A 25,030-nucleotide genomic window follows, 5' to 3' on the forward strand; every position below is an offset into this window, starting at 1 on the left:
CTGCGGTCGTCGAAGCGGCCGCCCGATCGGGGCATGATCAATCGATCAGGCGCCTGCGGATCGCTTCGGCCACGGCTTGCGAACGATTGGTCGCACCGAGCTTCTTCACGGCCGCCTTGATGTAGGTGTTCACCGTATCGACCTGGTATTCCGTGACGGATGCGATTTCCTCGCTCGTCAGGCCGACGCTGGCATGGGCGAGGCAGGCGATCTCTCCCTTGGAAAGCCGCAGCTCCTGGGCCGCGAAACGTTCCATCAGCGGCCGCGTCACGACCGTGTGGATCGGCTCGGCAATGACCTCCAGGAAGGCAAGTTCATCGGCATCGAAGGGATCGTTGCGGGTGAAGCAAACCGCGCCATAGACGACGCCGCTGCGCTTGATGGGAAAGAGCGTCCGGTTGTGGACGCCGAACAGGTCGGCGAGATAGACGAGGCGCGCAGGCGGCGGCGAAACCGCATAGACATCCTTCTCCTCGGTCCTCGTGAAGGAGGTCTTCGCCGCGATCACGAAGGGGTCGGATTGCGAGAGGGCATCTGCGGCGTAGCTTTCCATGAAAGCGGGCGGCAGATCCGTGTCGATCGAATGCCCCTTCCCGAAGCGGTAGCCATCGACATCCAGGCCGCTGATGATGATGTAATCGAACGGGACGGAACGGCGGAACCGGTCGACGATCTCGTTGCGCCCGAAATGACGGTGCACGGGCACAGACTGCAGGTCGCAGAAATCGTCCAGGGCATTGGGCGCGACCATGGAAAGCGCGCTGATCGACATGCAAGCTCTCTATCTTTTTTGACGTCAGTCAAAACTGGAATGGGAATGTTACGTAAACGTTAACACACTTATCCAGAAAAGGCAGGAGAGATAGTTGCTTTGTCGATAGGTAAGGGGCAATGCGGCGATGCGCCGCCTCAGATCTCGATGACGAGACCGCGATGCCTCAGGGTCTCGTTGAACATGGCGAGCAGATGGTCGCGGGGGCCGAAGGCGTCGAGCAAGGCTTTCACCGTCACCTCCAGGCCATCGGGCGCGGTGATGCAATAGCCTTTCCCGACGGCAACGACCTCGCATTCCAGGGCAAGTAGGTCATCGACAAGACCGTCGACGGCTCTGCGGACGGACGCCAGATCGTCCATTTCAAGACAACAACCCGCCATCGAAGTCACGCTCGCTTCCGGTTCGTTTCCATCGCGCGCCAATCGCGCTGTTCCGATGCGGCCGATGTCACGATCAGTCCCCCGGGCAAAATCTGCATGTCGCAGAGGCCTTGCATGCCTTGCACGAGCAGAGCACGCGTTTCCAGAAGCCGATCCAGCGCCGGCAGCGCGGCGGCGGCCTGCAAGGGAAAGGAAGCCTGTTTTCCAGCGCGCTTGGAGAGATGGATGACGTTTGTCATCGGGAAGGTCCTGAGAGAAGGCACGCATCGCCGGATGCCGAAGTGCATGGCGCACGTCGGCTCCGGCTTTGGGTCGCCTCGTGTGGAAAGCGGATCGGGTAGGCCGAACCCGGCATCATGTCGGCTATGAGATCGATCCCTCATTCGGTACCGTTATTTATGGCATGGAAAAGTTTACGAACTCTGAAAAAACCACTTTCGGTTTCAATTTCTTGCCGTCTACGTGCAGATTTTGCGCAGCCGGCGTACGGCAAAACGAGCCCTGCGACGGCAGGACGAGCTTCGGGCAAGCGAAGACGCCTAGACTGGGCTTTCGGAAACAACCGCCAGATGGACCATGCCGCACGCCGATTCGCTCGAGCTCGAATTTCGCCAACCCGAGGCCGCGCCCGTCACCAGCCGCTCCTCGCAGTGGCGTGGCGTGCAGGTCGAATTCTCGCGCCTGCGCCTGCCGGCCGAATACGAATTCGCCTGGAACGGGTCGACGCACTATCTCGCGCTGCACGACCTCATTCTGGCGGATGGCGAAATGCGCGTGGATGACCTTGCCCCCACCCCCGGCGGCGACCTGCGAAACAGGATGACCTTCGTTCCGGCGGCGTGCGGGCTGCGCGGATGGGCCAGGCCCGTACCGCGCCAGAACACGTTCACCGTGGTTTACTTCGATCCGGCCGTCCTCGAACAGGAACTGCAGGTCGAAGGCGCGGCGGCGGCGCCGCGCCCGCACATCTACTTCAACGAGCCGGATTTGCTTGCGACGATGAAAAAGCTCGAGGGCGCGATGTCCGGCGCGGATTCGGCCTCGACGCTCTATGCCGAGACGCTCGGGCTTGTCGCCGCGCTCGAAATGTTCCGCTTCCAGAGCGCACTGGAAAAACGACAGCCGCGGCCCGGCACGCTCACCGCGGCCCAGCAGCGTGTGGTGCAGGATTTCATCGAGGACAATCTGGGCACCGATTTCGGGCTGGACGCCCTCGCATCCATCGCCGGCCTCAGCCGCTATCATTTCAGCCGCAGCTTCAAGGCAACGTTCGGAATGCCGCCCCACCGCTTCGTGACGGGACGCAGGATCGACAAGGCGCGCCAACTGCTGGCGCAGCCCCACATGTCGATCGCCGACATCGCATCGGGAACCGGGTTCAACAGCGTCGCCAATTTCAGCCGCACGTTCCGTGAACTGCACGGCATGACCCCGAGCGATTTCAGGCGCGGCGCGTAGTGCGCCGATCAGGACGCCACAACCGTCGCCCGGGATTTCACCGCCTCACCGCCCGCCACGCAGCGCCACGTAGATCGCCGGAATGACCAGCACGGTCAGCAGGGTCGAGGAGGCAAGGCCGAAGAGCAGCGATATGGCAAGGCCCTGGAAGATCGGGTCGGCCAGGATGACCGCCGCGCCGATCATCGCGGCGAGAGCGGTGAGCAGGATCGGCTTGAAGCGGATCGCGCCGGCTTCGAGCAGCACCTCGACCAGCGGCCTCTCCGGCCCGCCGGAATGGCGGATGAAATCGACCAGCAGGATCGAGTTGCGCACGATGATGCCGGCAAGCGCGATGAAGCCGATCATCGAGGTCGCCGTGAAGGGCGCGGCGAACAGCCAGTGCCCGAGCATGATGCCGATGAAGGTGAGCGGAATCGGCGTGAGGATGACCAGCGGCAGCCGGAACGAACCGAACTGGGCGACCACGAGGATGTAGATGCCGAGGATCGCCACCATGAAGGCCCCGCCCATGTCGCGGAACGTGACCCAGGTCACCTCCCATTCACCGTCCCATAGCAGCGTCGGGCGGCTCTCGTCGTCCGGCTGGCCGTGCAGCGCGATTTCCGGCTTCGGAAGGTCGCCCCAGTCGGCCTTGTCGATGGCGTCGTTCACGGCGAGCATGCCGTAGATCGGCGCCTCGTAGGCGCCGGCAAGCTCGGCCATGACCATTTCTGCCGAGCGGCCGTTATGGCGGAAGATCGGGTAGGACGCCGGCTGCTGGAGGACGGAGACCACGTCGCCGAGCTCCACCACGCCGCGCCCGCCCGGCAGCCCGTTGGCCGGAACCGGCGTGGTGAGCGCGCGTTCGTCGAGCACTTTGCCGCCCTTAGGCAGGGCGATGCGGATCGGGATCGGCTGGCGCCCGCCGCCGCGATGCGAATAGCCGACGGTCGCACCGCCATAGAGGTAGCGCAGCGTGTCGTGCACGTCGGACTGTTCCACCCGGTAGTATTCGAGATTGTCCTGGTCGATGGCGATGCGCATGCGCTGCGGCTGGTTGTGATAGCTGTCGTCGACATCGACGATGAACGGCACGCTCTGGAAGGCCTCCCGCACCTTGCCGGCGACGGCACGGCGCGTTTCGGCGTCCGGCCCGTAGATCTCGGCGAGAAGCGTGCCCAGCACCGGCGGCCCCGGCGGCGGCTCGACGACCTTCGTCACGGTGCCGTGCGGCAGTTCCAGGCTTTCGAGGCGCTTGCGGATATCGAGCGCGATGGCATGGCTTGCGCGCGCGCGCTCGCCCTTGGCGAGCAGGTTGACGACGATGTCGCCCTGCTGCGGCTCGGCGCGCAGGTAGTAGTGCCGCACCAGACCGTTGAAGTCGAAGGGGGCGGCGGTGCCGGCATAGGTCTGGAAGGAGACGATCTCCGGCACGTCGCGCAGCCGCTCCACCATCTGCTGCAAAGCCCGGTCCGTGTCCTCGACCGAGGCGCTCCTGGGCAGGTCGAGCACGACCTGCAGGTTGGCCTTGTTGTCGAAGGGCAGGAGCTTCACCGTGACGTGCTTGGTATAGAGCAGCGTGAGCGAGGCGAGCGTGGCGATCCCGACGATCAAGAGGAAGGACCAGGCCCGCGCCCGGCTTTTCAGGACCGGACGGGCAACGGCGCTGTAAAGGCGCCCGAGGCGCCCGCCGTCGGCCGCCTCGCCGGCATGGCCGCCCGCGCCGTCCTTGCGCCCGAGCTTCATCATCAGCCAGGGCGTCAGCATGACGGCGACGAAGAACGAGAACAGCATGGCGGCCGAAGCGTTGGCCGGGATCGGGCTCATGTAAGGGCCCATCATGCCGGACACGAACAGCATGGGCAGGAGCGCGGCCACCACCGTCAGCGTCGCGACGATGGTGGGATTGCCGACCTCGGCGACCGCGTCGACGGCGGCCGCGACGCGCGGTCGGCCGTCATGCATGGCCCAGTGCCGGGCGATGTTCTCGATGACGACGATGGCGTCGTCGACAAGGATGCCGATCGAGAAGATCAGCGCGAACAGGCTGACGCGGTTCAGCGTGTAGCCCATGATCCAGGACGCAAACAGCGTGAGCAGGATGGTGATGGGGATGACGACCGCCACCACCATGGCCTCGCGCCAGCCGATGGCGAAGGCCACCAGCGCGACGATGGAGACCGTGGCGAGGCCGAGATGGAACAGAAGCTCGTTGGCCTTCTCGTTCGCGGTCTCGCCGTAGTCCCGCGTGACCGTCATCTCGACGTCCTTAGGGAAGATCTGGCCGCGGATCTGCTCCAGGCGCTTGACGATGTCGTCGGCGATGACGACGGCATTGGTGCCCGGGCGCTTTGCCACCGCCAGGGAAACCGCCGGCGCCCGCTGCAACCCGTCCGCCGTACGGCGGATGTCGGTGACGCGGCTTTCGGCCGGCGATGTCGCCAGCACGGTCCTGGCGACATCGCGCACATAGACGGGCCGCCCGTCGCGCGCGGTGAGGAGGATGTTGCCGATCTCGGAGAGTTCCTGCAGCGTCCGGCCGGCGACCACCGCGCGCTGCTCGCCGGCCTGGCGCACCGTGCCGACGCGGAAGGAGCGGTTCGCACCCTCGATCTTTGCCGCAAGCTGCTGGAGCGTGATGCCGTAGAGCGAGAGCCGTTCCGGATCGGGCTCGACCTCGAACTGCTCAGGCTGCTCGCCGACGAGATAGGTCAGGCCGATGTCCGGAAGCTTGGCGACCTCCACCTGCAATTCGCGCGCAAGCCGCGTCAGGCCGTTCGCCGTCCAGCGCTCGGCGCTGTCAGGCGTCGGCCGGAGCGTGACGACGACGATCGCCACGTCGTCGATGCCGCGCCCGACGATCAGCGGTTCGGGAATGCCGACCGGGATACGGTCCATGTTGGCGCGGATCTTCTCATGCACCCTGAGGATGGCGGCGTCGGCATTCGTGCCGACCTTGAAGCGCGCCGTCACCAGCGCCCCGTCGTCCTCGGTCTGGGAATAGACGTGCTCGACGCCGTCGATCCCCTTGACGATCGTCTCCAGCGGTTCGGTGACGAGCTTGACCGCATCCTCCGCCCTGAGACCGTTGGCCTCGACGCGGATGTCGACCATCGGCACGGAAATCTGCGGCTCTTCCTCGCGCGGCAGCGAGACGAGCGCGATGAGGCCGAGTGCGAATGCTGCGAGAAGGAAGAGCGGCGTCAGCGCGGAGGCGATGAAGGCGCGCGTCAGGCGGCCGGCGATGCCAAGATCGGGAATGGACGGCTTCATGGCAGCACGATCCGGTCGCCGTCGTGAAGGCCGGTGAGGATCTCGATGCGCGGCTCGCCGCCGTCCTCGAAGCGCTCGCCGGGAATGACGGCGACGTCGGCCTCCCCCGATGCGTCGGCAAGGCGCACATAATCTATGCCGTGCAGCGTGCGCACCGCCTCCGGCGGCACGGCAAGCACCGAGCGCCTGCCGACCGGGATCGACACGAGCGTGCGTTCGTTGACGAAATAATCGCCGATGCCGGCGACCTCCACATCGGCAATGACGCGCCCGTCGACGATCTCGGGATAGACCTTGACGATGCGGCCGCGATGCGCCGGGGCGGATCGGTCCGCCGCCTGCGTCAGGCCGCGCGCGCCGACCACGACATCGGCGCCCTCCACGATCTCGGCGGCGTGGCGCTCGGGCAGCGACAGGCGCAGGTAATAGGGACCTGGTGCGATGCGGGCGATCTCCTCGCCCGGCAGCACCACCGAGCCGGGTGTCACCGGCACGGTCAGCACGCGGCCCGAGGCGGGTGCGACGACCGTGCCCTCGCGGGTGCTCTGCTCGATGACGGTCCGTTCGGCCCGTGCCGCCGCGACCTGGTTGACCGCGACTTCGAGCTGCATCTTCGCCTGGTCGAGATTGGCCTGCGTGCCGGAACCGCTTGCCCTCAGCTGCTGCGACCTGTCGAGCTGGAGACGGGCATTGTCGAGCTGGGAGCCGAGTGCATCGATCCGCGCCTGCGCGGCGTCGAGCTGGAGCGCCAGCTTGTCGTCGACGATGACGGCGATGGTGTCGCCCTCCTTCACCTCGTCGCCCTGGCTGACGCGCAGCGCGCGCACCGTGCCGCCGATCCGCACGCGCGCCGGCACCACGATGCGGCTCTCGACCTGGCCGAACACGGCCTTCATGTCCGGGACGGTCGTCGCCTTGACGAAGAATTCGGCGGCACTGGCACCAGAACCCGGCACGGCCAGGACGAGAGCGAGGAGCGCCGCCGGGAGACGCGGAAGGTATCGATGCATGAAGGACTGTACTTTCTTGCTACTTGAACGCGACGCCCGCCGGGCAGCCGAGCTTGCGGAAGAAGATCGCGGCGGGGCAGAACCCGGTGAACGAGGCCTGGATCAGGTTGAAGCCGACGAAGACGTTCAGCAGATACCACCAGGGCGAGACGTAGAAGCCGAGCGCCAGGGAGAGCAGAACCATGAAGCCGGCAAACAGCAGCACGGCGCGATCGATCGTCATCTTGAATACTCCTTGCGTTGAGGACCCGGACTATCCCGTGGTCTCGATGTGGATGTCCTTGAGCTTCCTGATGCCGAGCATGTCGAGCACGAGGTTCTCGTAGAAGGTCTCGGCCTTGCCCTGGCGCACCTTGCGCAGGAAGTACTTCTCGAAACCCACCTTTGCGGCGTGGACCCATTTGCCCTGTGCGGACCAGTTGACGTTGCGCGGCGGGATCTGCGGCTGGGCGACGAAGGCGATGCCGCCGTCGCCGAAATCGGCAAGGCAGACCGCGTTCCAGCTCGCGACCGCCCGCGGCTCTTCGCCCTTCAGCAGCGCGGCGATGTTCTCCGCCGTCGCCGTCACCATGGATTCGATCATGAAGCCGGTCTTCGGCACGCCGACGGCCAGCGGCGTCTTGCCGACGGGCGCGATGGCGACACCGACGCCGACGCCGAAGACATTGGGGAAGGCGGGATTGCGCTGGTGCCTGTCGATGACGATGAAGCCGCGCGGATTGGCAAGCCCCTCGATGCCGGCAACGGCCGGCACGCCGCGGAAGGCCGGCAGCATCATGGAGAAGGCGAAGGGCAGCTCGTGCGTCGCCTTGAGCGCGCCGGCGTCATCCACCTCCTCGGCGGTCAGCGTGCCTGCCTCGACCTTTGTCGTGCGGGCATTGGTGATCCACTTGATGTGACGCTCGCGCAGCGCGCTTTCCAGCAGCCCCTTGGTGTCGCCGACGCCGTCGAGCCCGAGATGCCCGATATAGGGTTCGGGCGTGACGAAGGTCATCGGCACGCGATCCCTTATCCGCGCGTTGCGAAGGGCCGTATCGAGAATGAAGGCGAACTCATAGGCGGGGCCGTAGCAGGAAGCGCCCTGCACCGCGCCGACGACGACCGGCCCCGGCGCCTTGACGAGCGCGTCGAACGCGGCCTTCGCCCGGACGGCATGGTCGACATGACAGATGGATTGCGTGTGGCCGTCGGGACCGAGGCCCGGCACCTCGTCGAAGGCGAGGTCGGGACCGGTGGCGATGATGAGGTAATCGTAGTCGAGGGTGGAGCCGTCGTTGAGTTCGACGCGGTTCTCGCCGGGATGCACGCGGCGCGCGCCTTCGGGCCTCAGCGCAATGCCGTGCTGCTTGAGGATCGGGACGAGGTCGACGGTGATGTCTTCCGGCTGGCGCCAGCCGACCGCCACCCAGGGATTGGAGGGAACGAAGGAATAGCTCGAGCCGAGATTGACGACGGTGAGACGATCGTCACGCTGGAGCTTGCGTTTCATCTCGTAGGCCATGATGATTCCGCCGAGGCCTGCACCGAGTACGACGATATGGGTCATGGCTTTCACTCCGTTGTGATTGTAGCCTGTCCGCCCGATTGCGGGAGACCGGAGGCCACCCCGTTCGGTGGTTTTGCGGCCCCGTCACTTGCATGTAACATTCAAAGATTATAAATTCAAGAACATGAATGTAGAAGAAATGATCCCGGCAGCCGAAAAGGCTGCAGACCTGATGCGCAGCCTCTCGCACCCGCAGCGGCTGCTCGTCCTGTGCGCCCTTGTCGATGGCGAGCGGTCGGTCGCCGACCTGAGGCAGGCGCTTGCCATCGAGCAGGTGCCGATGTCGCAGCAGCTCATGCGGTTACGAGCGGACGGGCTGGTCGAGGCCCGCCGCGAGGGCACGACCGTCTACTACTCGATCGTCCGGCCGGAGATCCGCGCCGTCGTCCAGACGCTCCACGACGCATTCTGCCCACCGGTCCGCGACAGACCGCAGCAAGGTGAGATGTCGGCCGGGTGAAGACGCCGACGACGATGTCATCATCGGCCACGATGTGGAACGGGCGGATTTGCTGGCACCGGCCTCAGTGCACCCGCGCGGCGCGGCGACCAGGTTGCGCCGATAGACAATGCGGCCGTCCCGCCTGCCGCCGGAAAGCAGTGCCGCATTGGGAGAAACCTTATGCGGCCTCGGAGAGCTGCGCGAGGTGTCCCATGAAATCGACGCCTTCGCCGCCGGCGTTGACCGTGTCGAAATAATCATGCCAGCCCGATTGGGCGATCCCAGAGATCAGGGCTTCCAGCCCCGCATCGTCAAGGCAGCGCCATATGGCGAAGAAAGCATGTTCCGACGAATGCAGCCTCGATCGATCGACCTTGCCGAGCGCGAGTGCTTCGACGCCGAGCGCCGCAAGGGCCGGCATCGACGACCCCACGCCGGCAAAGAAACGCTGGCGCCGCTCTTCCGGAAGATCGAGCCAGGCCTGTTTCGGAGTATAGAGTTCGGCAAGGTAATGAGCCATGTCTTTGCTTTCCTATCGCTGTCAGGTCTCGGGATGGATCGACCTCAGCGCACGCTTGCAGATGCGTGCGGTTTCAGGCGTGCCGCTTTCGGCTATCCAGCGCGCGCACAGGGCCTCAACCCAATCGGGATTGTCCTTGCCGGCGTCATTCAGCCAGTTGGCGATGGAATCCTGCACATAGACGGCCGGATCGGCACGCAGCGGCTCAAGGACGGGAAGCGCGGTTTCGGGATGTTTCTTCAAAACGCCGATATGGGCGCACCAGACGCCGCGCGGACGGATCGCCTCCGAAGCGAAGCGGCGAAGGCGCTCGGACGGGTCGGCCGTCCATTCCGATAGCAAGGCAACGGCTGCGTCCAGCTCTGCGGAAAGATGCGGGCGAACCGCCATCCACGACCATTCGCGCACCCCGAAATGAGGATCGTAGGCATTGGGCCGGATCGCGTCGAGGCGCGCAGGCAGGTCCATGTCCTCGGCAAGGCCGATCATGAAGCAGGCCCAGCCCCGTGCCGTATCGGACGGGTGCTGTGCAAGCCGCCCAAGAGCCGAAGGTCCGAGCCGATTGCCGATCACGCGTGCTGCAATCGACATGCGCTTCAGGATGCCGGTCGATGCGCTGCTCCTGATCTCGGCGAGGGCGTCGTCGCCGATCTCCGGCAGGACGGTTCCCATAAGCACGGCGAAATCTACCGCCAGGCATTCCGCAAGCGTCGCGGCCTCCGCACCGGCATTGAGCTGTGCAATGCGCTGCGGGGGAATGTCCCTGACGCGGCGTCCTTTGGACTTGTCGCCGCTCATGGATGCACATCCGACACATCAGGCTCCCTGCCGGCACCGAGGTTGCTCCAGATACGTTGCAGGAAGCCGCTGAGCATGTCGCGCTCCCCGGACGTGAAGCCGGCGAAGAGGGTCGCGACCCAGGCGGCATGTTCGTCGAACAATGCACGGGCGGTCTTCTGTCCGAGGTCGGTCAGCACGACAGCAATCTTGCGCCGGTCTTCAAGGCCGGAGCGGCGGGCGATGAAGCCATCGCGCTCGAGGCCGTCGAGAAGGCCGGTAATCGTCGCCCGCGTCACGCCGGCACGCTCGGCCAGTTCATGTGGGGAAAGGCCGTCCGCCTGGCCATGGAGCAGAAACAGGAGGACGAATTTTCCTTCGGACAGGCGATGGGGGGCAAGCCGTGCGGCGCAGTCCCTGTCGATGGCGCCGGCCAACGCGAGCAGCTCGAAGCAGGCACGCAGGTTGTCGACCGACACGACGCCACGCCGCTCGGCTTCCTCCAGCAAGGCCAGATGTTTTTGTTCCAGCATTCTCATATGGCGACGTATAGTAAGGTGCCTAATCAGAGTCAATTGGGCACGCTCATGATAACGTCCCCCCTACCGCTCGACTGCACGAAAGGGATGCGGTCAACGCCGTCCTTGGCTCGGAGCGCTCGTGAACTGTAACAGCAACTTGCGGCAGATGCTGGCGATGTCGGGATGCATGTCCGGCACGCCGGCCCTCGTCCGGCCACACCTTCGCTCAACCGCCTGTTCACCGAGGGACCGGAGCAACTACGATCGCCTGGAAAGCGCCCCGGCACCGGTTCTGCCATACGTCATAGCTGGATCGTCGCATGGCCGACACGCGCGTCGCTCGGTGACGATGGCAATCGATGCGCCGTCCCGATGACGCTGAGCGATCCTCGGGTCACCGCCGTTCCCGACAGATGTCCAATGTGATCTCACGCAGCTTTTTGGCGAGGAGACGGCCATTGTCGGCGCGCCAATGAATCGAGTAGGGCAAATCGGGAACGTCCAGCAGGCTTTCGACCGCAAGCCGGACCAACTGCCCCTCCCTGATGTAGCGTTCCACAAATGGTCCGGCCAGAAGCGCCACGCCGAGCCCGGCAATCGTCGCTGCCGCAACCGCCTCCGGACTGTTCGATGCCAGGACGCGCCGAAAACGCAGGCCATGACGGGCGCTCAGGTTCTGCAGTTGGAGAGTGCTGCCCGCCTTGGACGACATCGAAATGACCGGGTGGGCCTGCAACTCCTCGGCCAGGATCGGCCCGTCTGACGCAATCAGCCCCGGCGCCGCAACCCAGAACAGCGGAACATGGCAGAACGTCTCGCTCATTATGCCGGGATCGACGGAGAAGCCCGGGGCCAGCGCGAACTCTGTCTCGCCCTTCTCGACATCTTCCAGGAGTTCCTTGGTGACCGCCACCCGAGGCTCCAGAACGACCTCCGGGAACGCGCTGCGGATCGTGGCGACGATGGCCGGCAGATAGCGCATCGCCATCAGTTCGCTGACACCGAACCGGCAGACGCCGTGAAGGGCGGCCGGTCCGCGGGCGGCCATGATGATTTCGTCGCGCAGCGAAAGAAGCTGCTCCGCTTTCGACAGGATGTTCTCGCCCGCCTCCGTGATCCTGGCACGCGGGCCGCTGCGGTCGAAAAGCGGAATGCCGATCTCGATTTCCAAATCCTGAATGCGCTTGGACAGCGCCGATTGCGTCATAAACAATCGCTCGGCCGCCAATGCGAAACTGCCCAGAATCGCGGACCAGTAAAATGCTTCGAGCTGCTTCAGGGTCACGGCGTCTCTCCTCCGCGACAAGCTATAGCGTCCTCCGCTCGGGGCCAAGCATCACAGCTTCATCACGAATGGCGGGGGACCGTCGGCGCCCATGTCAATCCATACGGATTTCATTTGCAGGAATTGCAGGATCGCGGCCCGGCCGCCCTCCCGTCCCAGGCCGGATTTCTTGAAGCCGCCGAAGGGCGCCATCGGACCCGAGGTACGGTATGTGTTGATCCATACCGTGCCCGCCTCCAGCTCGGCAGCCATGCGATGGGCACGGTTGAGATCGCGGGTCCACACCCCGGCAGCCAGCCCATAGTCGGTGGCATTGGCGAGCGCCAGCGCCTCCTCCTCGGTGTCGAAGGGGAGCACGGCAAGCACGGGGCCGAATACCTCCTGCTGCGCGAGCCTCATGTCCGGCCGCACATCGCCGAATATGGTGGGCTGCACGAACCAGCCCTGGTCGCAAATCCCGCCGACAGCGCGTCCCCCACCGAGCAGAACGCTGGCCCCGGCGGCCTTGGCGTCTTCTATATGCCGCAGGATCTTGCCCATCTGCGCCTCGGTGGTGACCGGCCCCACCTGGGTCGTCGCCTCCATCGGATCGCCGATGCGCGCGCTGCGCGCCAATGCGACCACTTTTTCGATCACTTCCTGCGCGATCGAACGGTGTACAAGCAGGCGCGACCCCGCCACGCAGGTCTGTCCGGTAGCCGCGAAAATTCCGCCGACGATGCCGTTGACCGCGCGCGCAATATCGGCGTCTTCGAAGACGATATTGGCGCTCTTCCCGCCGAGTTCCAGCGTCAGCGGGATCAGGCGCCGGCCTGCGGTTTCCGCGATCGCCATCCCGGCAACTTCTCCACCGGTGAAAGCGACCGCCCGCACCAGCGGATGCTCCACCAGGGCCGCGCCGACATCCGGCCCGTTGCCGGTGACGGCGTTCACGACACCGGGAGGAAAGCCCGCCTCACGCACCAGTTCCAGAAACGGTGCGATTGAGGTCGACGTGAATTCTGACGGCTTGATCACCACGGTGTTGCCGGCCGCCAGCGCCGGCGCCAGCTTCCATGCCGTCAACAGAAGCGGTGAATTCCACGGCACGATCGCCGCCACCACGCCGAGCGGTTCCAGCCGGGTGAATGCCATCATGTCTTTCTTGTCCGCCGGCAGGACTGCGCCCTCCACCTTGTCCGCCAGCCCGGCATAATAGCGATACCAGCGCGGCATATAGGCCATCTGGCCCCTCATCTCGGCCAGCAGCTTGCCGTTGTCGCGAGTCTCGGCAACAGCCAGATCTTCCGTCCGGGCGGCTATCAGGTCGGCCAGCCGGTTCAGCAGCAGCCCGCGGTCGGATGCACTCATGCCCCGCCATTCGGGGTCGCAAAAAGCGCGATGCGCCGATTGAACCGCACGGTCCACATCGTCCGCGCTCCCGGCGGCCACTTCAGCCCAGGGCACGCCGCGCGACGGATCGTCCGAGGTGAACCAGCGACCCGAAATGGCGTCCGTGAACTTGTTGTCGATGAACATACCGAAACGGGGGAAATCAGGCATCTGCAACTCCAATCCTGGTGCGGGTTGCGGCGTCCCGCCCCGCCATGAAACCGAAAACGAGGGCAACCCGTACGATCGAAGGGCCAGCGAACGGCAAACCCGTGCGCGGCATGGCGCGGCCCTCCACGACTGCCTGACCGTCAAGCCGCAGAGCAAGTCTGTGGCTGGAGTCGGACGATAGGCGTTTGCGAAGCGCTCCGTGTAGCGAATTTTTTTCCAGCGCCATCTGTCGGATTGCGACAGGCGCGACTGCTGCCGCCGCGAAAAATCCGAAAGACGCACCTTCACTTTTTTTCGCTTTTGAAATCTGCCCCCATCGATAATGGTCATGGCGAGGCCGATTGGGAGGACGAAGCCCATCCAGACGCGGCCTTTACCGTCTAACTGCAATGCGGCCCGGACAATATGGGGCGTTGAGGACCGTCATCGACAGGGGGCAATACATGAAAAACCGCAGCGATGTGAGCGAGAGGGATGCTGCATATCATCTGCATCCCTATTCGAACTTGCGGCAGATCGAGACGGAAGGCCCGCTGGTAATGACCCGGGGCGATGGAATCCGGGTCTTCGACGAAAACGGCAAGGCATATATCGAGGCCATGTCCGGGCTATGGTGTGCCGGCCTTGGATTTTCTGAACGGCGGCTGGCCGATGCCGCCTACCGCCAGATGCTGGAACTTCCGTATTACCATTCCTTCAACAACCGCGTTCCTTCCGTTGTGGCGGAGTTGGCGGCCGAGCTGATCGCTTGGGCCCCGGTACCGATGGGGCGGGTTCTGTTTGCGAATTCGGGCTCGGAATCCAATGATGCAGCCTGGAAGATCGTGCATTACATCAACAACGTGCGCGGAAAGCCGCGCAAGAAGAAGTTCATCGCCCGCAAGCGCAGCTATCACGGCACCACCGCGGTGGCTTCGGCCCTGTCCGGCCTCGAAGGCGGCAAGGCGATTTTTGACCTGCCGATCGGAGGCGTCCTGCGTGTCTCGGCGCCGCATTACTATGGCGGTGCCCGTCCGGGTGAAAGTGAAGGCGAGTTCACCGACCGGCTGGTGAACGAGCTCGACGAGCTGATCCGGCAGGAAGGAGCCGACACCATTGCCGCGTTCATTGCCGAGCCGGTAACGGGCGGCGGCGGCGTCATCATACCGCCCGAGGGATATTATCCCCGCATACAGGAATTGCTGAAGGCAAACGACATCCTTTTCATCGCCGACGAGGTTATCTCGGGCTTCGGTCGTCTGGGCGAGCCGTTTGGCACCCAGGTATTCGGGCTGACCCCGGACATCATAACCGTTGCCAAGATGCTCTCCTCTGCCTACGCGCCGATCTCGGCATTGTACCTTTCCGAGGAGATTTGCGCGTCGCTGGCGGAAGGTAGCGACAGGATGGGCTACTTCGGTCATGGCTATACCTATTCCGGCCATCCCGTCTCGGCGGCAGTGGCGCTCGAAGTGTTGCGCATCTACAAAGAGGACGCGATCATGGATCATGTGCGCCGCGTCGGCGCGCATTTTCAGGCCGGGCTGCGCCGGCTGGGCGCGCATCCGCTTGTAGGCGAGGCAAGGGGCATCGGACTGGTCGGTGCACTGGAACTGGCCGATGACAAAGCGGCCCGCAGACCTTTCGAACCCGGGCGCGGCGTCGGTGCATATTTCCTGCGCCGGGTCATGGAGCGGGGAGTGATCCTGCGCAATATCCCCGGCGATATCATCGCCTTTTCCCCACCCCTCATCACAACCGAAGCGGAAATCGACGAGATTCTGGCGGCGACCGAAGCGTCGCTCGACGACACGATCAACTGGCTTCAAGGCCAACGGTGAAGCGGCAAGAGGCCGACGGGGAACAGGCGCGCGATGAGTTTCATAACATTCCAGTCCATTCGAAAGGCCTATGGAAGCGGAGCCAATCCGATTGTCGCCGTGGAGAAGCTCGACCTGACCATCGAACAGGGCGAGTTCATGACGTTTCTCGGCCCCTCCGGCTCGGGCAAGACGACGACGCTGATGATGCTGGCAGGGTTCGAGCAGCCGACTTCCGGGGCGATCCTGCTCGAGAAAACCCATATCGAGAAACTGCCGGCCTATGCCCGCAACATGGGCGTGGTGTTCCAGAGCTATTCCCTCTTTCCCCATATGACGGTGGCGCAGAACGTCGCCTTTCCGCTGGAAATGCGCAAGGTTCCGGGCACGCAGATCAGGGAGCGGGTTTCGGCGGCCCTGGCAAAGGTGAAGCTCGCCGGACATGCCGACCGTCGGCCCGCGCAGCTTTCCGGCGGCGAACAGCAGCGTGTCGCTCTCGCAAGGGCCCTTGTTTTCGAGCCGCGCCTTGTGCTCATGGACGAGCCGCTTTCGGCGCTGGACAAGAACCTGCGCGAGGAACTGCAGCTGGAGATTCGACGGCTGCACCGGGAGCTCGGCGTGACCATGGTGTTCGTGACGCACGACCAGTCCGAGGCGATGACCCTGTCGGATCGCGTAACCGTTTTCAACCGCGGCCGGATCGCGCAGCTCGGCAAGCCCGCGGCGCTTTACGATGCCCCCGAGAATGTCTTCGTCGCGGGCTTCATCGGCGACAACAATCGCGCCGGAGGGCTCGTTGCGGAGATCGCTGCCGATGGGCATTCGGCGAGCCTGCGTTCAGGCAGCGCAGTGCTGCGGGGCAAGGCGCATCCCGGAAAATTGACGGCGGGCGGCGCGGGAATCCTCTGCGTGCGGCCGGAAGCTCTGGTGCTGCTCGTGCGGAATGCGGCGACCGGGTGTGACAATAACGTGCCGGCGACGGTCACGGACATGATTCATCAGGGCGACCATTGGCGCATCCAACTCCAAGCCACGGCGGTGGCCGCAGACGGAGGTTGGACGGCGAAGTGCCGGCCCGAGCAAATTCCCGACGGGCTGCAAATCGGCGGCCCCGTAACGATCGGATTTAACTCGAGGGATGCTTGGGTTCTCGATCTGGGTGAATGACCACAAAAGGGGAGTAAGGAACATGAGCAGACATAAATGGAAAACTGCCGGCTTCATTTCGCTGGTTATGGCATCCGCGTTTGGACCGGCCATCGTGCAGGCCCGCGATCTGACCGTCGTCTCCTGGGGAGGGGAATACCAGGACGCGCAACGCAAGTACATGTTCGGCCCGTTCACCGCCGAGACCCACATTCCGCTCGTCGACGAGTACTGGGAAGGCGGCATCGGCAACTTGCGCACCCGCATCCGCAGCGGCAACAACACTTGGGATGTCGTGCAGGTCGAGGCTGAAGAAGCCGCTATCGGATGCGAGGAAGGCCTCTTCGAGCGGATCGACCTGAGCATGGTCGGCGGCGCTGACCGTTTCCTGCCGGGCACCACCCGTGAATGCAGCGTCGGAGCGGTCATCTACAACGTCGTTCTCGCATATGACGCATCCAAGGAAGGCAAAAAGCCCGAAAGCTGGGCCGACTTCTTCGATGTCAAGACGTTTCCCGGCAAGCGCGCGGTACGCAACGGTCCCAAATGGAATCTGGAAATAGCGCTTCTTGCCGACGGCGTTCCGCCCGACCAGCTATACAAGGTGCTTTCCACGCCCGAAGGTGTCGACCGCGCCTTTGCAAAGTTCGATCCCATCAAGTCGGACCTGCTTTTCTGGAAGTCGGGTGCGCAACCGAAGCAGATGCTGGCTGCCGGCGACGTGGTTATGAGCACCACCTTCAACTCTCGCATTACGGCTTCGAACGAGAATGACGGGACCAATTTCGGCATCGTCTGGAATGGCTCGATCTTCACGATGGACAGTTGGGTCGTCATGAAAGGCACCCCCATGCTGGCGGAAAGCCTGAAGCTGATCGAGTTCATGACGCGCGCCAAGGAGCAGGCGGCGATTGTTCCGTTGAATCGCTCCGGCCCAACCAACAAGAGCGCGATCGCGGAAATCCCGTCGCGATACCTGGCGGACCTGCCATCCAATCCGGCCAACCTGGAGGTGTCGGTGCCGGACGACCCCGAGTTCTGGATCGACAATTTCGACGACCTCAACGAACGCTGGTCCGCCTGGGCCGGAAACAACTGATCCCGGAGCTGGACCATGGCGCGCTATCGCAAGACATTCTTCCTGATGCCGCTGATCGGCTTTTTGCTGATATTCTTCGTGGTGCCCATGGTCTGGTTTCTTTCTTATGCGGTGCGCGAGACCGAGGTGCCTCGCGCGCTGCCCCGGACGCTGGAGGCGCTCTCCCACTGGCAGCAGGACCAGCCGGTGCCCGAGACCGCCTTTGCCGCGCTTGCAGGGGACATGATTGAAGCCGCGAATTCCGGGAGCATGGCCGATGCGGCCCGGCGGCTGAATTACGAGCTGACGGGCGTACGGTCGGCGCTCTCGAAAGCCTCTCGCGTGGTGCGACGCGCCGGCGCGGGCACGGACTTCGATATTGACTTCTTCAACACGATCGATCCGGTTCTGACCTCGCCCGCATTCTTCGCGGTGGTCAAGCGCGCCGGAAACGCGATGTCGGACCACTACTTGCTGGCCGCAGTCGATTTGCAGCGCACACCGGCCGGCGCCGTCGTTCGGGCACCGCAGGAGAACCGCCTCTATTTGACCGTCCTTTGGCGCACCCTGGAAATCGCATGCATGGTCACATTGGCCTGCCTGTTCCTCGGCTTTCCCGTCGCTGTCCTTCTGACCACGAGCAGCGAGAAGGTGGCCGATACCATCCTGGTCCTGGTGATGTTGCCGTTCTGGACCTCGTTGCTGGTGCGAACGACCGCCTGGATCGTGCTCCTGCAGAAGGAAGGGATCATCAACGGGGTCCTGTTGTCGCTCGGCTTGATCGCAGAGCCCTTGACGATGATCTTCAACAGGACCGGTGTGGTCATCGCGATGACCCATGTGCTGCTGCCGTTCATGATCCTGCCGCTCTACGGCACTCTGAAGGCCATTCCGCGTGGATACATGCGCGCCGCCGCGAGCCTTGGGGCCCGCCCGTTCACCGCGTTTCACCGAGTCTATCTGCCGCTGGCCGCACCGGGGATCGCGGCAGGCTGCATCATGGTGTTTATCCTGTCGGTCGGATACTACGTGACCCCCGCTCTGGTCGGCGGACCTTCGGACCAGATGTTGTCTGCCTTCGTCGCGAACTACACGACGGGAACCGGCAACTGGGGCCTCGCCTCCGCGCTCGGCCTGATCCTTCTAATCGTAACGATCATCCTTTACCTGCTTGCCCAGAGACTTTCCGGCGGGCGGGCCATCTCGCTGGGATAGAGCTATGAATCCGTGGCGTATCGTCTTCCATTTGCTTTCCGCGGCTGCGCTGCTTTTCCCGATAGCGCCGATCCTCGCCGTGATCCCGCTTTCCTTCTCGTCGAACAGCATTCTCAGCTATCCGATGCCGGGACTGTCACTGCGCTGGTATGAGAGCATTGCCTCCTCATCCAGATGGTATGTTGCACTCGCGAACTCGATGATCATCGGGATCAGCGCCACGGCCATTTCGGTCGTCTTGGGCACAATGGCATCTTTCGGGCTTGCGCGGCGATCCGGCCCGGTGGCAGCGGCAATGCGCGTGCTCATCCTGTCGCCCATGATCGTGCCGATCGTCCTGGTAGCCGTCGCGCTCTACCTGTTTCTGGCGCCGTTGCAGCTTACCAACACCATGACCGGGATGATCCTGGCCCATACGGTCATAGCCGTGCCCTTTGTCGTCATTCCGGTTTTGACCGCGATCGAGCAACTGGACGGAAACATGATCCGGGCGGCCGCATCGTGCGGCGCGCGCCCGTGGACTGCATTCCGGCGTGTGACAGTGCCTTCGATTGCGCCGTCCTTGGCATCGGGCGCGCTCTTCGCCTTTGCCGCCTCCTTCGATGATGTGGTCATCGCGCTTTTTGTTGCAGGCCCAAACCAGCGCACGCTCCCGCGTGAGATGTACTCCAGCCTGCGTGAAACGATCTCGCCGGAACTGATCGCTGTCGCGACGATAATGATGATTTTCTCAACCGCGCTTTTTCTGCTGATGCAGAACCTGCAGCGCCGGCGGCGGCGAATGCTGCAATCGGCCGCCCGCAGCTGAATTCCGAAAGAACGTGCCATGAGCAGAACCGACCTTCTCATACGAAAATGTGCATTGGTGACGGGCGCGGCGCGCGGAAATGGCGCGGCCATCGCACGCGGCTTGTCCGACCATGGCGCCAAGGTCATTCTTGCGGACCTGGATGCAGGCGCGCTGGCAGCGCAACTGGACATCATGCGCGCCGAGGGGCGTGACTGCTTCTCGCTCACGCTGGATGTTGCCGATCCGGAAGCCTGCCGTCAGGCCGCCCGGCATGTGGCCGACGAGCATGGCGACCTGGACATCCTGGTGAACAATGCCGGGATACGCCCGCGCCATGCCTTCGACAGCACCGATCGCGACATCCATTGGGACCGCGCGATAAAGGTGAACCTCGAAGGGATACGCAATACCACCCTCGCCTGGCTGGACGGGCTGAAGCGGCGCAAGGGATCCGTCATCAACATCACCTCGATCGCCGCCTTCAATGCATCGCCCGGATCGATCGGTTATTCCACGTCGAAGGCGGGGGCGCAGATGCTGAGCAAGGCCCTCGCATGCGAACTGGCCGCAGATGGCATTCGTGTCAATGCGATCGCGCCCGGCGTAATCGAGACCGACATGACCATCCCCTCGCGGACGGAGCCTCGGCGCCGCGAAAAATTGCTGTCCCGGATCCCGTTGGCACGTTTCGGCCGCCCCGAGGACCTGATAGGCGCGGCGGTCTTCCTGGCTTCGGATCTTTCGAACTACGTAACGGGATGCACCATCGCCGTCGACGGCGGCTATCTGGCGAACTGACAGCAGGCATCCCGAACTGATCCTCACCGAAGCGCGCATACGGCGCGGCGACGGAGGAACCTCGGACCGGGTGGGGGCTATGGCATGTGCCGGCCGCAACGCAGGAAGATATTCGTCGAGAGGTAACAAGGTGTGGCGCGTAAAGGCGACGATGACGGTGCGTTGTTCAACGGATAAAACGCACGTCGCATAAAACGGGCTCTAAAACGCCTTCAACCTAAGGCTTTCCAAGAAATTCTCATCCTGGTCGCACTCCGAAATCAGCCAGTCCCGGAAAACCTGGACACGTCGACTGTTATGCCCGAGCGGCGAGACGAAATAATATGTCCGTTCCGCCGGCAGCGAATAGGGAAACGGGATGACGAGGGTTCCCTGTCGCAACTCGGCCTGAACGAGTGCGACTTGCGATATGGCAACCCCCAATCCCGAGGCCGCAGCCTGGTAGGCGAGCCCGGAATTCTCGAACTTCATACCCTTGACCGGATCGACGCCCTCGACCTTCAGGGCATTGATCCATTTTCTCCAGTCGTCCTGCCGAGCATAGGAGTGAAGCAGGGTAACATGCTTCAGGTCCGACGGTGTTTGCAGTCTCGCGGCAATCTCCGGGTGGCAGACCGCGACGAGATGGTTCTGGATCAGCCGGTCCGAGCGGACGCCGGGCCAGTCCCCAAAGCCCGTTCGGATATAGGCATCGATCAGTTCATGCTCGAAATCCATTTTGCTCGCCGGCGACAAGGTCATGAGCTGGACCTCGATCTTTGGGTGGCATTGTGCGAAACGCGGAAGCCGCGGGATGAGCCATCTGAGTGCAAACGTCGAGTAGACCCGCAGCTTTATGATATCGGGTGTGTTGCGCTCCCGCACGCGGTTGGTCGCATCCTCCAGGATCGCGAACGCGTCGCCGATGTCCTCAAGATACTGCTTACCCTTTGTCGTCAGCTTGACGGAGCGCGGGGTTCTTTCGAACAGCGCGATGCCAAGGATATTTTCCAACAGCTTGACCTGGCGACTGACTGCGGACTGGGTGACATTCAGTTCCTGAGCCGCCTTCGACAGGCTGAGATGCCGACCCGCCGCCTCGAAGACACGGATCGGGTTGAGGGGCGTCAGTTGCCTGGTGATCGCACCGTCTCCTTGCTGCCAGGGCCTAATCGTTTCGACATGCCCCGGCCCCTCCTGGCCAATAACGAAATCATCCATTTTGCAAATCGGCTGTCAAGTCGGGACGGGTTGCCACAAAGCCTCGCGCCCCATGGCCAGATAGTCCTCGACCTTTGCGCTGCGCGGGTTCGTTGCGTGGCAATGATCCTTCAAGGCCGCGGGCGCGACCTGTTCGACCAGGGCTTCGGTGACACCCATCGCGGCAAGCCCGCCCGGTAATCCGAGACGCCGGCTGAGCCCTTCGATAACGGTGTCCGGCGGCCCTCCCATCCGCTGTGCGAGCGTATCCCATTTTTCGCCGATCGCGTCCCGGTTGAACCGCAGGACAGCCGGCATCAGAACAGCATTCAGGGTGCCGTGATGCAATGCGAGCCCACGGATCGCACCAAGCGGATGACTGAGCGCGTGGACCGCACCCAGCCCCTTTTGAAAGGCGAGCGCACCATGAAGCGCGCAGACCATCATGTCCCGCCGCGCCTGCAGGTCGCGCCCGTCGTCGACGGCGCGCAGGATGGCCTTCAGCCCGTAATCCAGCCCGGCCAGCGCGATTGCATCGGCCGGAGGATTGAAAGATGGTGCCATGTAGGTTTCCAGGCAATGCGAGATCGCATCCATCCCCGTGGCAGCCGTCAGCAGCGGCGGGAGACCGTATGTCAGTTCGGGATCGCAGAGCGCGATGTCCGGCAATAGATGGGGTGAAAGGATCCCGAGTTTACGGCCATCGGCCGTGACGATGACTGCGGCACGCCCGACCTCGGAGCCGGTGCCTGCTGTCGTCGGAACGGCTATCATCGGGCACGTCTGCTTCCGGATGCGGGAAACCCCGCCATTCACGGCGGCATACTTTTCCAGGGGTCCTTCGTGTTCGGTCATAAGGCGGACCGCCTTGGCGAGGTCCAGTGACGAACCGCCCCCGACACCGATGACACCGTCACAACCGCAGGATCTCTAGATGTCGAAGGCCGCGATCACAGCATGCTCGGTCGGATTGGGGGGTGTTCCGTCGTAGACGGTCGCCCCCTCGCCCGCCAGCGCCATCACGCGTCCAACGACGCCCGATGCCACCAACCCCGCATCCGTCGCGACCAGAGGGCGGCGGATGCCGAGTTCGGCAAGGAACTCGGGGAGGCGTGAAAGCGCGCCTTCCCCGAACTCAATTCTGGTCAGGTAGTTAATCTGCGCCATTCGATTCCCCTGCAGTCAGCCTTCGGGTCCTAGCCGTCCACCCCTGCGGTACGGACCGAAGCGCCGGTCCCTGATAGGAATAGGTGAATTCCTTGGGCACCGGCCCCTTTATCCGGCCGCCTTCCTGCATCTGCTCCCAGGCGTGGGCACAGATGCCGACGCTTCTTGACAGGATGAACAGCCCGCGGCCGAGCGCCGCGGGAAAGCCGAGCTCAAGAAGAACGACAGCGGTGATCCCGTCGATGTTGAGTGGAACGACACGTCCGCTCGTGGCGAGCACCGCCTCGACCTTCCGGGCGGCTTCGAGCGCACCGCCCTCAACGATCCGCTGGGCGACCGCCTCCTCCAGCAATGCGCTGATCCTCACCGAACGCGGGTCGATCTTGTGGTAGCGATGACCGAAGCCCGGCAGATAGCGCCCATTGGCCGCTTGAAATGCCTCGACATGGGCCCTGGCAACCTGAACCGGGTCCCCCGCAAACGCCGGATCGCGGACGATGCCGCCCAGTAGTTCCATGCACTGCTCGCCTGCCCCGCCATGGACATCGCCGAGTACGTTCACGCCCGACGCCATCGCGTTGTTGAGGCCGACGCCGCACGTCGCGGCCATGCGCGCAATCGAGAGCGAGGGCGCCAGCGGTCCATGGTCGACACCCGCGACCAGCACCGTCTCCAGCAGCCTTGCTTGCTGCGGCGAAGGCAGTTCGCCACGCGTCATCAGCCAGACCATGGCCGGGAAGGTGATGGTGCCGATAAGATCCTGAATAGGATAGCCGCGAACGCGAATCTGGTTGGGGGCGATATCCGTGATGGAGGAGCGCCACCAGTCGGCAATGGCACTGGCTCCCGGGTCATCGCGCCGCTTTTCCGACGGCCCGGCGGGAAAGTCGGCGGTCATTGCAAACCCTCCATCCTGTGCATGATCGATTTTGTGATCAGATAGGCATCGAGGCCTTCGGCACCGCCCTCGAAGCCGTAGCCGCTCTCCTTCACGCCGCCCAGCGGCGACGCCGGGGTCGAAACCGAATAGTTGTTGATCGCGATCACGCCCGCATCGAAGGCTTCGGCCATCGCCGTGGCGCGGGAGGAAAGGTTGGTAATGGCGTAAGCTGCGAGCCCGTAAGGCGTATCGTTGACCGCCTTTACGACCTCCTCGAAACTGTCGAACGGCTCGATCAGGCTGAGAGGGCCGAACGGCTCCTCCACCTTGGCCAGCGCATCCGCCGGCACATTTTCCAAGACGGTCATTTCGAAGAAATAGCCGGGCCGATCGATGCGACTACCCCCGGTCAGCAGGCGCGCACCGCGCTTGACGGCATCGGCGATCATACCTTCCATCGTCGTTATGCGCCGGGCATTCGCCAGCGGGCCCATCTGGCTTGCCGGGTCATCGCCCGGACCGACGCGCAGATCCCTCGCCTTGGCGACGAACGCGTCGCGGAAGGCCTCGAAGATGCCGCGCTGGACGTAAAAGCGCGTCGGACTTGTACAGACCTGACCGGCGTTGCGGCTCTTGGCGGCCACCGCCATGTGCGCGGCACCGACAGGATCGGCGTCGTCAAAGACGACTACCGGGGAGTGGCCGCCGAGCTCCATCGTTGCACGTTTGACACCCTCGGCCGCCAGCGCCAGAAGCTGCTTGCCGACGGCGGTCGACCCGGTGAACGAAATCTTGCGAATGACCGGCGAGCGGATGAGATGCGTCGAGATTTCGCTGGGAACGCCATGGACGAGGTTCAGCACGCCCTTTGGCAACCCGGCATCGTGAAACGCCCGGACGAGTTCGGCTGCGGTGAGCGGTGTTTCCTCCGCCGGCTTCAGGATGATGGAGCAACCGGCCGCCAGGGCCCCGCCAATTTTCCGACCCGGCGTCTGGGCCGGGAAATTCCAGGGAGAAAAGGCTGCGACGGGCCCGATCGGCTGCTTGATGAGATGCTGGCGCACATCGGGTGCCCGGCTTGCAAGCACGCGGCCATAACCCCGTGTCGCCTCTTCCGCCATCCATTCGAGATTGGCGAGGCAGACGCCCAGTTCGCCGCTTGCCTCCGAAAGCGTCTTGCCCTGTTCCATCGTCAAGAGAGCGCTGATGTCGTCCCGTCTTTCCCGGATCACATCGACGGCTCTGCGAATGACCGCAGCGCGGTCATAGGGCGAAACCTTTCGCCATATCTCAAAACCGCGCGCGGCCGCGCCAAGAGCAAGATCGAGATCTTCGATGGCGGCATGAGCGGCCCTGGCGACCACCTCGCCGGTGGCCGGATTGTGGATGGGATAGCTGCGGCCACCTGCCGCGTGGCGCCACTCACCGTCGATATAGAGAAGGCTCTCTCGCATTGGAATTCCTTTA

The 25,030-nt window shown here is 63.8% G+C and carries 23 protein-coding genes and 1 pseudogene; 8 read left to right on the top strand and 16 right to left on the bottom strand.

The genetic code is table 11. The features are described from left to right. Positions 1-37 precede the first annotated feature (37 nt). The 3 genes from L0976_RS15960 to L0976_RS15970 all read right to left on the bottom strand — a co-directional run bounded on the left by L0976_RS15960 (position 38) and on the right by L0976_RS15970 (position 1,394). Positions 38-772 (bottom strand): LuxR C-terminal-related transcriptional regulator, encoded by a 735-nt coding sequence (locus L0976_RS15960; RefSeq protein ID WP_203316317.1) that lies wholly within the window; start codon positions 770-772, stop codon positions 38-40. A 137-nt stretch (positions 773-909) separates the two neighbouring features. Next, positions 910-1,134, bottom strand: a complete 225-nt coding sequence (locus tag L0976_RS15965) for a hypothetical protein (protein WP_203316318.1) — start codon at positions 1,132-1,134, stop codon at positions 910-912. A gap of 26 nt (positions 1,135-1,160) precedes the next feature. Continuing rightward, complete coding sequence (locus L0976_RS15970; RefSeq protein WP_234188271.1) at positions 1,161-1,394, bottom strand: hypothetical protein; 234 nt, start codon at positions 1,392-1,394, stop codon at positions 1,161-1,163. Positions 1,395-1,731: 337 nt separating this feature from the next. Here L0976_RS15970 and L0976_RS15975 point away from each other — a divergent pair, with 337 nt between their 5' ends. Further along, a complete protein-coding gene (locus tag L0976_RS15975; RefSeq protein ID WP_234188272.1) occupies positions 1,732-2,613 on the top strand; it encodes an AraC family transcriptional regulator in 882 nt (293 codons plus the stop codon). 45 nt (positions 2,614-2,658) lie between these two features. Here the strand turns inward: L0976_RS15975 and L0976_RS15980 are convergent, their stop codons facing one another. From L0976_RS15980 to L0976_RS15995, 4 genes are read right to left on the bottom strand one after another with little or no spacing between them, the layout of a single operon-like run. Further along, positions 2,659-5,868 (bottom strand): efflux RND transporter permease subunit, encoded by a 3,210-nt coding sequence (locus L0976_RS15980; protein ID WP_234188273.1) that lies wholly within the window; start codon positions 5,866-5,868, stop codon positions 2,659-2,661. Then, on the bottom strand, positions 5,865-6,878 hold the full coding sequence (locus L0976_RS15985) for an efflux RND transporter periplasmic adaptor subunit (protein ID WP_234188274.1): 1,014 nt from the start codon (positions 6,876-6,878) through the stop codon (positions 5,865-5,867). The genes L0976_RS15980 and L0976_RS15985 overlap by 4 nt, the downstream gene beginning before the upstream one ends. 19 nt (positions 6,879-6,897) lie before the next feature. Continuing rightward, positions 6,898-7,101: a DUF2892 domain-containing protein gene (locus L0976_RS15990; RefSeq protein ID WP_203316323.1), complete on the bottom strand. Its 204-nt coding sequence runs from the start codon at positions 7,099-7,101 to the stop codon at positions 6,898-6,900. Between the two features lie 30 nt (positions 7,102-7,131). Then, complete coding sequence (locus tag L0976_RS15995) at positions 7,132-8,424, bottom strand: NAD(P)/FAD-dependent oxidoreductase (protein WP_234188275.1); 1,293 nt, start codon at positions 8,422-8,424, stop codon at positions 7,132-7,134. 124 nt (positions 8,425-8,548) lie between these two features. On the opposite strand from L0976_RS15995, the gene L0976_RS16000 reads away from it, so the two are divergent. Further along, positions 8,549-8,884 (top strand): helix-turn-helix transcriptional regulator, encoded by a 336-nt coding sequence (locus L0976_RS16000; RefSeq protein ID WP_203316325.1) that lies wholly within the window; start codon positions 8,549-8,551, stop codon positions 8,882-8,884. 160 nt (positions 8,885-9,044) lie between these two features. On the opposite strand, the gene L0976_RS16005 is transcribed toward L0976_RS16000, so the two are convergent. From L0976_RS16005 to L0976_RS16025, 5 genes are all read right to left on the bottom strand, one after another. Next, on the bottom strand, positions 9,045-9,386 hold the full coding sequence (locus tag L0976_RS16005; protein WP_203316326.1) for a DUF6616 family protein: 342 nt from the start codon (positions 9,384-9,386) through the stop codon (positions 9,045-9,047). Between the two features lie 21 nt (positions 9,387-9,407). Beyond that, complete coding sequence (locus L0976_RS16010) at positions 9,408-10,184, bottom strand: DNA alkylation repair protein (protein WP_234188276.1); 777 nt, start codon at positions 10,182-10,184, stop codon at positions 9,408-9,410. Beyond that, complete coding sequence (locus tag L0976_RS16015) at positions 10,181-10,702, bottom strand: MarR family winged helix-turn-helix transcriptional regulator (protein ID WP_234188277.1); 522 nt, start codon at positions 10,700-10,702, stop codon at positions 10,181-10,183. Before L0976_RS16015 ends, L0976_RS16010 begins: the two co-directional genes overlap by 4 nt. Before the next feature lie 376 nt (positions 10,703-11,078). Then, positions 11,079-11,969 (bottom strand): LysR family transcriptional regulator, encoded by an 891-nt coding sequence (locus L0976_RS16020; protein WP_234188278.1) that lies wholly within the window; start codon positions 11,967-11,969, stop codon positions 11,079-11,081. Between the two features lie 51 nt (positions 11,970-12,020). Beyond that, positions 12,021-13,511, bottom strand: coding sequence for an aldehyde dehydrogenase (locus L0976_RS16025; RefSeq protein WP_234188279.1), 1,491 nt, complete (start codon positions 13,509-13,511; stop codon positions 12,021-12,023). 443 nt (positions 13,512-13,954) lie between these two features. Between L0976_RS16025 and L0976_RS16030 the strand changes: the two genes are divergently transcribed. Genes L0976_RS16030 through L0976_RS16055 form a run of 6 tightly spaced genes read left to right on the top strand, consistent with a single transcriptional unit; the run spans position 13,955 to position 20,337 of the window. Then, positions 13,955-15,331 (top strand): aminotransferase, encoded by a 1,377-nt coding sequence (locus tag L0976_RS16030; RefSeq protein WP_234188280.1) that lies wholly within the window; start codon positions 13,955-13,957, stop codon positions 15,329-15,331. 33 nt (positions 15,332-15,364) lie between these two features. Next, positions 15,365-16,477 carry an ABC transporter ATP-binding protein gene (locus L0976_RS16035; RefSeq protein WP_255696008.1) on the top strand — a complete coding sequence of 371 codons (1,113 nt, stop codon included), beginning with the start codon at positions 15,365-15,367 and terminating at the stop codon, positions 16,475-16,477. A gap of 22 nt (positions 16,478-16,499) precedes the next feature. Then, positions 16,500-17,555, top strand: a complete 1,056-nt coding sequence (locus tag L0976_RS16040) for an ABC transporter substrate-binding protein (RefSeq protein ID WP_234188282.1) — start codon at positions 16,500-16,502, stop codon at positions 17,553-17,555. Between the two features lie 15 nt (positions 17,556-17,570). Beyond that, the gene (locus L0976_RS16045; RefSeq protein ID WP_234188283.1) at positions 17,571-18,749 is read left to right on the top strand and encodes an ABC transporter permease; all 1,179 of its coding nucleotides are present in this window, start codon (positions 17,571-17,573) and stop codon (positions 18,747-18,749) included. Positions 18,750-18,753: 4 nt separating this feature from the next. Next, entirely contained in the window at positions 18,754-19,557 is an 804-nt protein-coding gene (locus tag L0976_RS16050) for an ABC transporter permease (protein WP_234188284.1), read from the top strand. Positions 19,558-19,575: 18 nt separating this feature from the next. Further along, the gene (locus tag L0976_RS16055) at positions 19,576-20,337 is read left to right on the top strand and encodes an SDR family NAD(P)-dependent oxidoreductase (RefSeq protein WP_234188285.1); all 762 of its coding nucleotides are present in this window, start codon (positions 19,576-19,578) and stop codon (positions 20,335-20,337) included. 201 nt (positions 20,338-20,538) lie between these two features. Here the strand turns inward: L0976_RS16055 and gcvA are convergent, their stop codons facing one another. The 4 genes and pseudogenes from gcvA to L0976_RS16075 form a co-directional block, all read right to left on the bottom strand. Continuing rightward, a complete protein-coding gene (gene gcvA / locus L0976_RS16060) occupies positions 20,539-21,537 on the bottom strand; it encodes a transcriptional regulator GcvA (protein WP_234188286.1) in 999 nt (332 codons plus the stop codon). A 15-nt stretch (positions 21,538-21,552) separates the two neighbouring features. Next, a pseudogene (locus L0976_RS16065) lies at positions 21,553-22,683 on the bottom strand (iron-containing alcohol dehydrogenase). Next, entirely contained in the window at positions 22,670-23,581 is a 912-nt protein-coding gene (locus L0976_RS16070) for a citryl-CoA lyase (protein WP_234188287.1), read from the bottom strand. The pseudogene L0976_RS16065 and the gene L0976_RS16070 overlap by 14 nt, the downstream one beginning before the upstream one ends. Next, complete coding sequence (locus tag L0976_RS16075; RefSeq protein ID WP_370643699.1) at positions 23,578-25,023, bottom strand: NAD-dependent succinate-semialdehyde dehydrogenase; 1,446 nt, start codon at positions 25,021-25,023, stop codon at positions 23,578-23,580. Before L0976_RS16075 ends, L0976_RS16070 begins: the two co-directional genes overlap by 4 nt. Between the last annotated feature and the right edge of the window lie 7 nt (positions 25,024-25,030).

The organism is Shinella sp. NM-101, assembly GCF_021401195.1.
In the GTDB taxonomy this organism is placed as follows: domain Bacteria; phylum Pseudomonadota; class Alphaproteobacteria; order Rhizobiales; family Rhizobiaceae; genus Shinella.

Excerpts from the sequence above, each read along its gene's own strand:
- L0976_RS16045 (WP_234188283.1), top strand. The coding sequence starts at position 17,571 with ATGGCGCGCTATCGCAAGACATTCTTCCTGATGCCGCTGATCGGCTTT.
- L0976_RS16005 (WP_203316326.1), bottom strand. The coding sequence starts at position 9,386 with ATGGCTCATTACCTTGCCGAACTCTATACTCCGAAACAGGCCTGGCTC.
- L0976_RS16055 (WP_234188285.1), top strand. The coding sequence starts at position 19,576 with ATGAGCAGAACCGACCTTCTCATACGAAAATGTGCATTGGTGACGGGC.
- L0976_RS16000 (WP_203316325.1), top strand. The coding sequence starts at position 8,549 with ATGAATGTAGAAGAAATGATCCCGGCAGCCGAAAAGGCTGCAGACCTG.
- L0976_RS15985 (WP_234188274.1), bottom strand. The coding sequence starts at position 6,878 with ATGCATCGATACCTTCCGCGTCTCCCGGCGGCGCTCCTCGCTCTCGTC.
- L0976_RS16025 (WP_234188279.1), bottom strand. The coding sequence starts at position 13,511 with ATGCCTGATTTCCCCCGTTTCGGTATGTTCATCGACAACAAGTTCACG.
- L0976_RS15995 (WP_234188275.1), bottom strand. The coding sequence starts at position 8,424 with ATGACCCATATCGTCGTACTCGGTGCAGGCCTCGGCGGAATCATCATG.
- L0976_RS16010 (WP_234188276.1), bottom strand. The coding sequence starts at position 10,184 with ATGAGCGGCGACAAGTCCAAAGGACGCCGCGTCAGGGACATTCCCCCG.
- L0976_RS16070 (WP_234188287.1), bottom strand. The coding sequence starts at position 23,581 with ATGACCGCCGACTTTCCCGCCGGGCCGTCGGAAAAGCGGCGCGATGAC.
- L0976_RS16050 (WP_234188284.1), top strand. The coding sequence starts at position 18,754 with ATGAATCCGTGGCGTATCGTCTTCCATTTGCTTTCCGCGGCTGCGCTG.
- L0976_RS15970 (WP_234188271.1), bottom strand. The coding sequence starts at position 1,394 with ATGACAAACGTCATCCATCTCTCCAAGCGCGCTGGAAAACAGGCTTCC.
- L0976_RS15990 (WP_203316323.1), bottom strand. The coding sequence starts at position 7,101 with ATGACGATCGATCGCGCCGTGCTGCTGTTTGCCGGCTTCATGGTTCTG.
- L0976_RS16040 (WP_234188282.1), top strand. The coding sequence starts at position 16,500 with ATGAGCAGACATAAATGGAAAACTGCCGGCTTCATTTCGCTGGTTATG.
- L0976_RS15960 (WP_203316317.1), bottom strand. The coding sequence starts at position 772 with ATGTCGATCAGCGCGCTTTCCATGGTCGCGCCCAATGCCCTGGACGAT.
- L0976_RS15975 (WP_234188272.1), top strand. The coding sequence starts at position 1,732 with ATGCCGCACGCCGATTCGCTCGAGCTCGAATTTCGCCAACCCGAGGCC.
- L0976_RS16015 (WP_234188277.1), bottom strand. The coding sequence starts at position 10,702 with ATGAGAATGCTGGAACAAAAACATCTGGCCTTGCTGGAGGAAGCCGAG.
- gcvA (WP_234188286.1), bottom strand. The coding sequence starts at position 21,537 with ATGGATGATTTCGTTATTGGCCAGGAGGGGCCGGGGCATGTCGAAACG.
- L0976_RS15980 (WP_234188273.1), bottom strand. The coding sequence starts at position 5,868 with ATGAAGCCGTCCATTCCCGATCTTGGCATCGCCGGCCGCCTGACGCGC.
- L0976_RS16030 (WP_234188280.1), top strand. The coding sequence starts at position 13,955 with ATGAAAAACCGCAGCGATGTGAGCGAGAGGGATGCTGCATATCATCTG.
- L0976_RS15965 (WP_203316318.1), bottom strand. The coding sequence starts at position 1,134 with ATGGACGATCTGGCGTCCGTCCGCAGAGCCGTCGACGGTCTTGTCGAT.
- L0976_RS16035 (WP_255696008.1), top strand. The coding sequence starts at position 15,365 with ATGAGTTTCATAACATTCCAGTCCATTCGAAAGGCCTATGGAAGCGGA.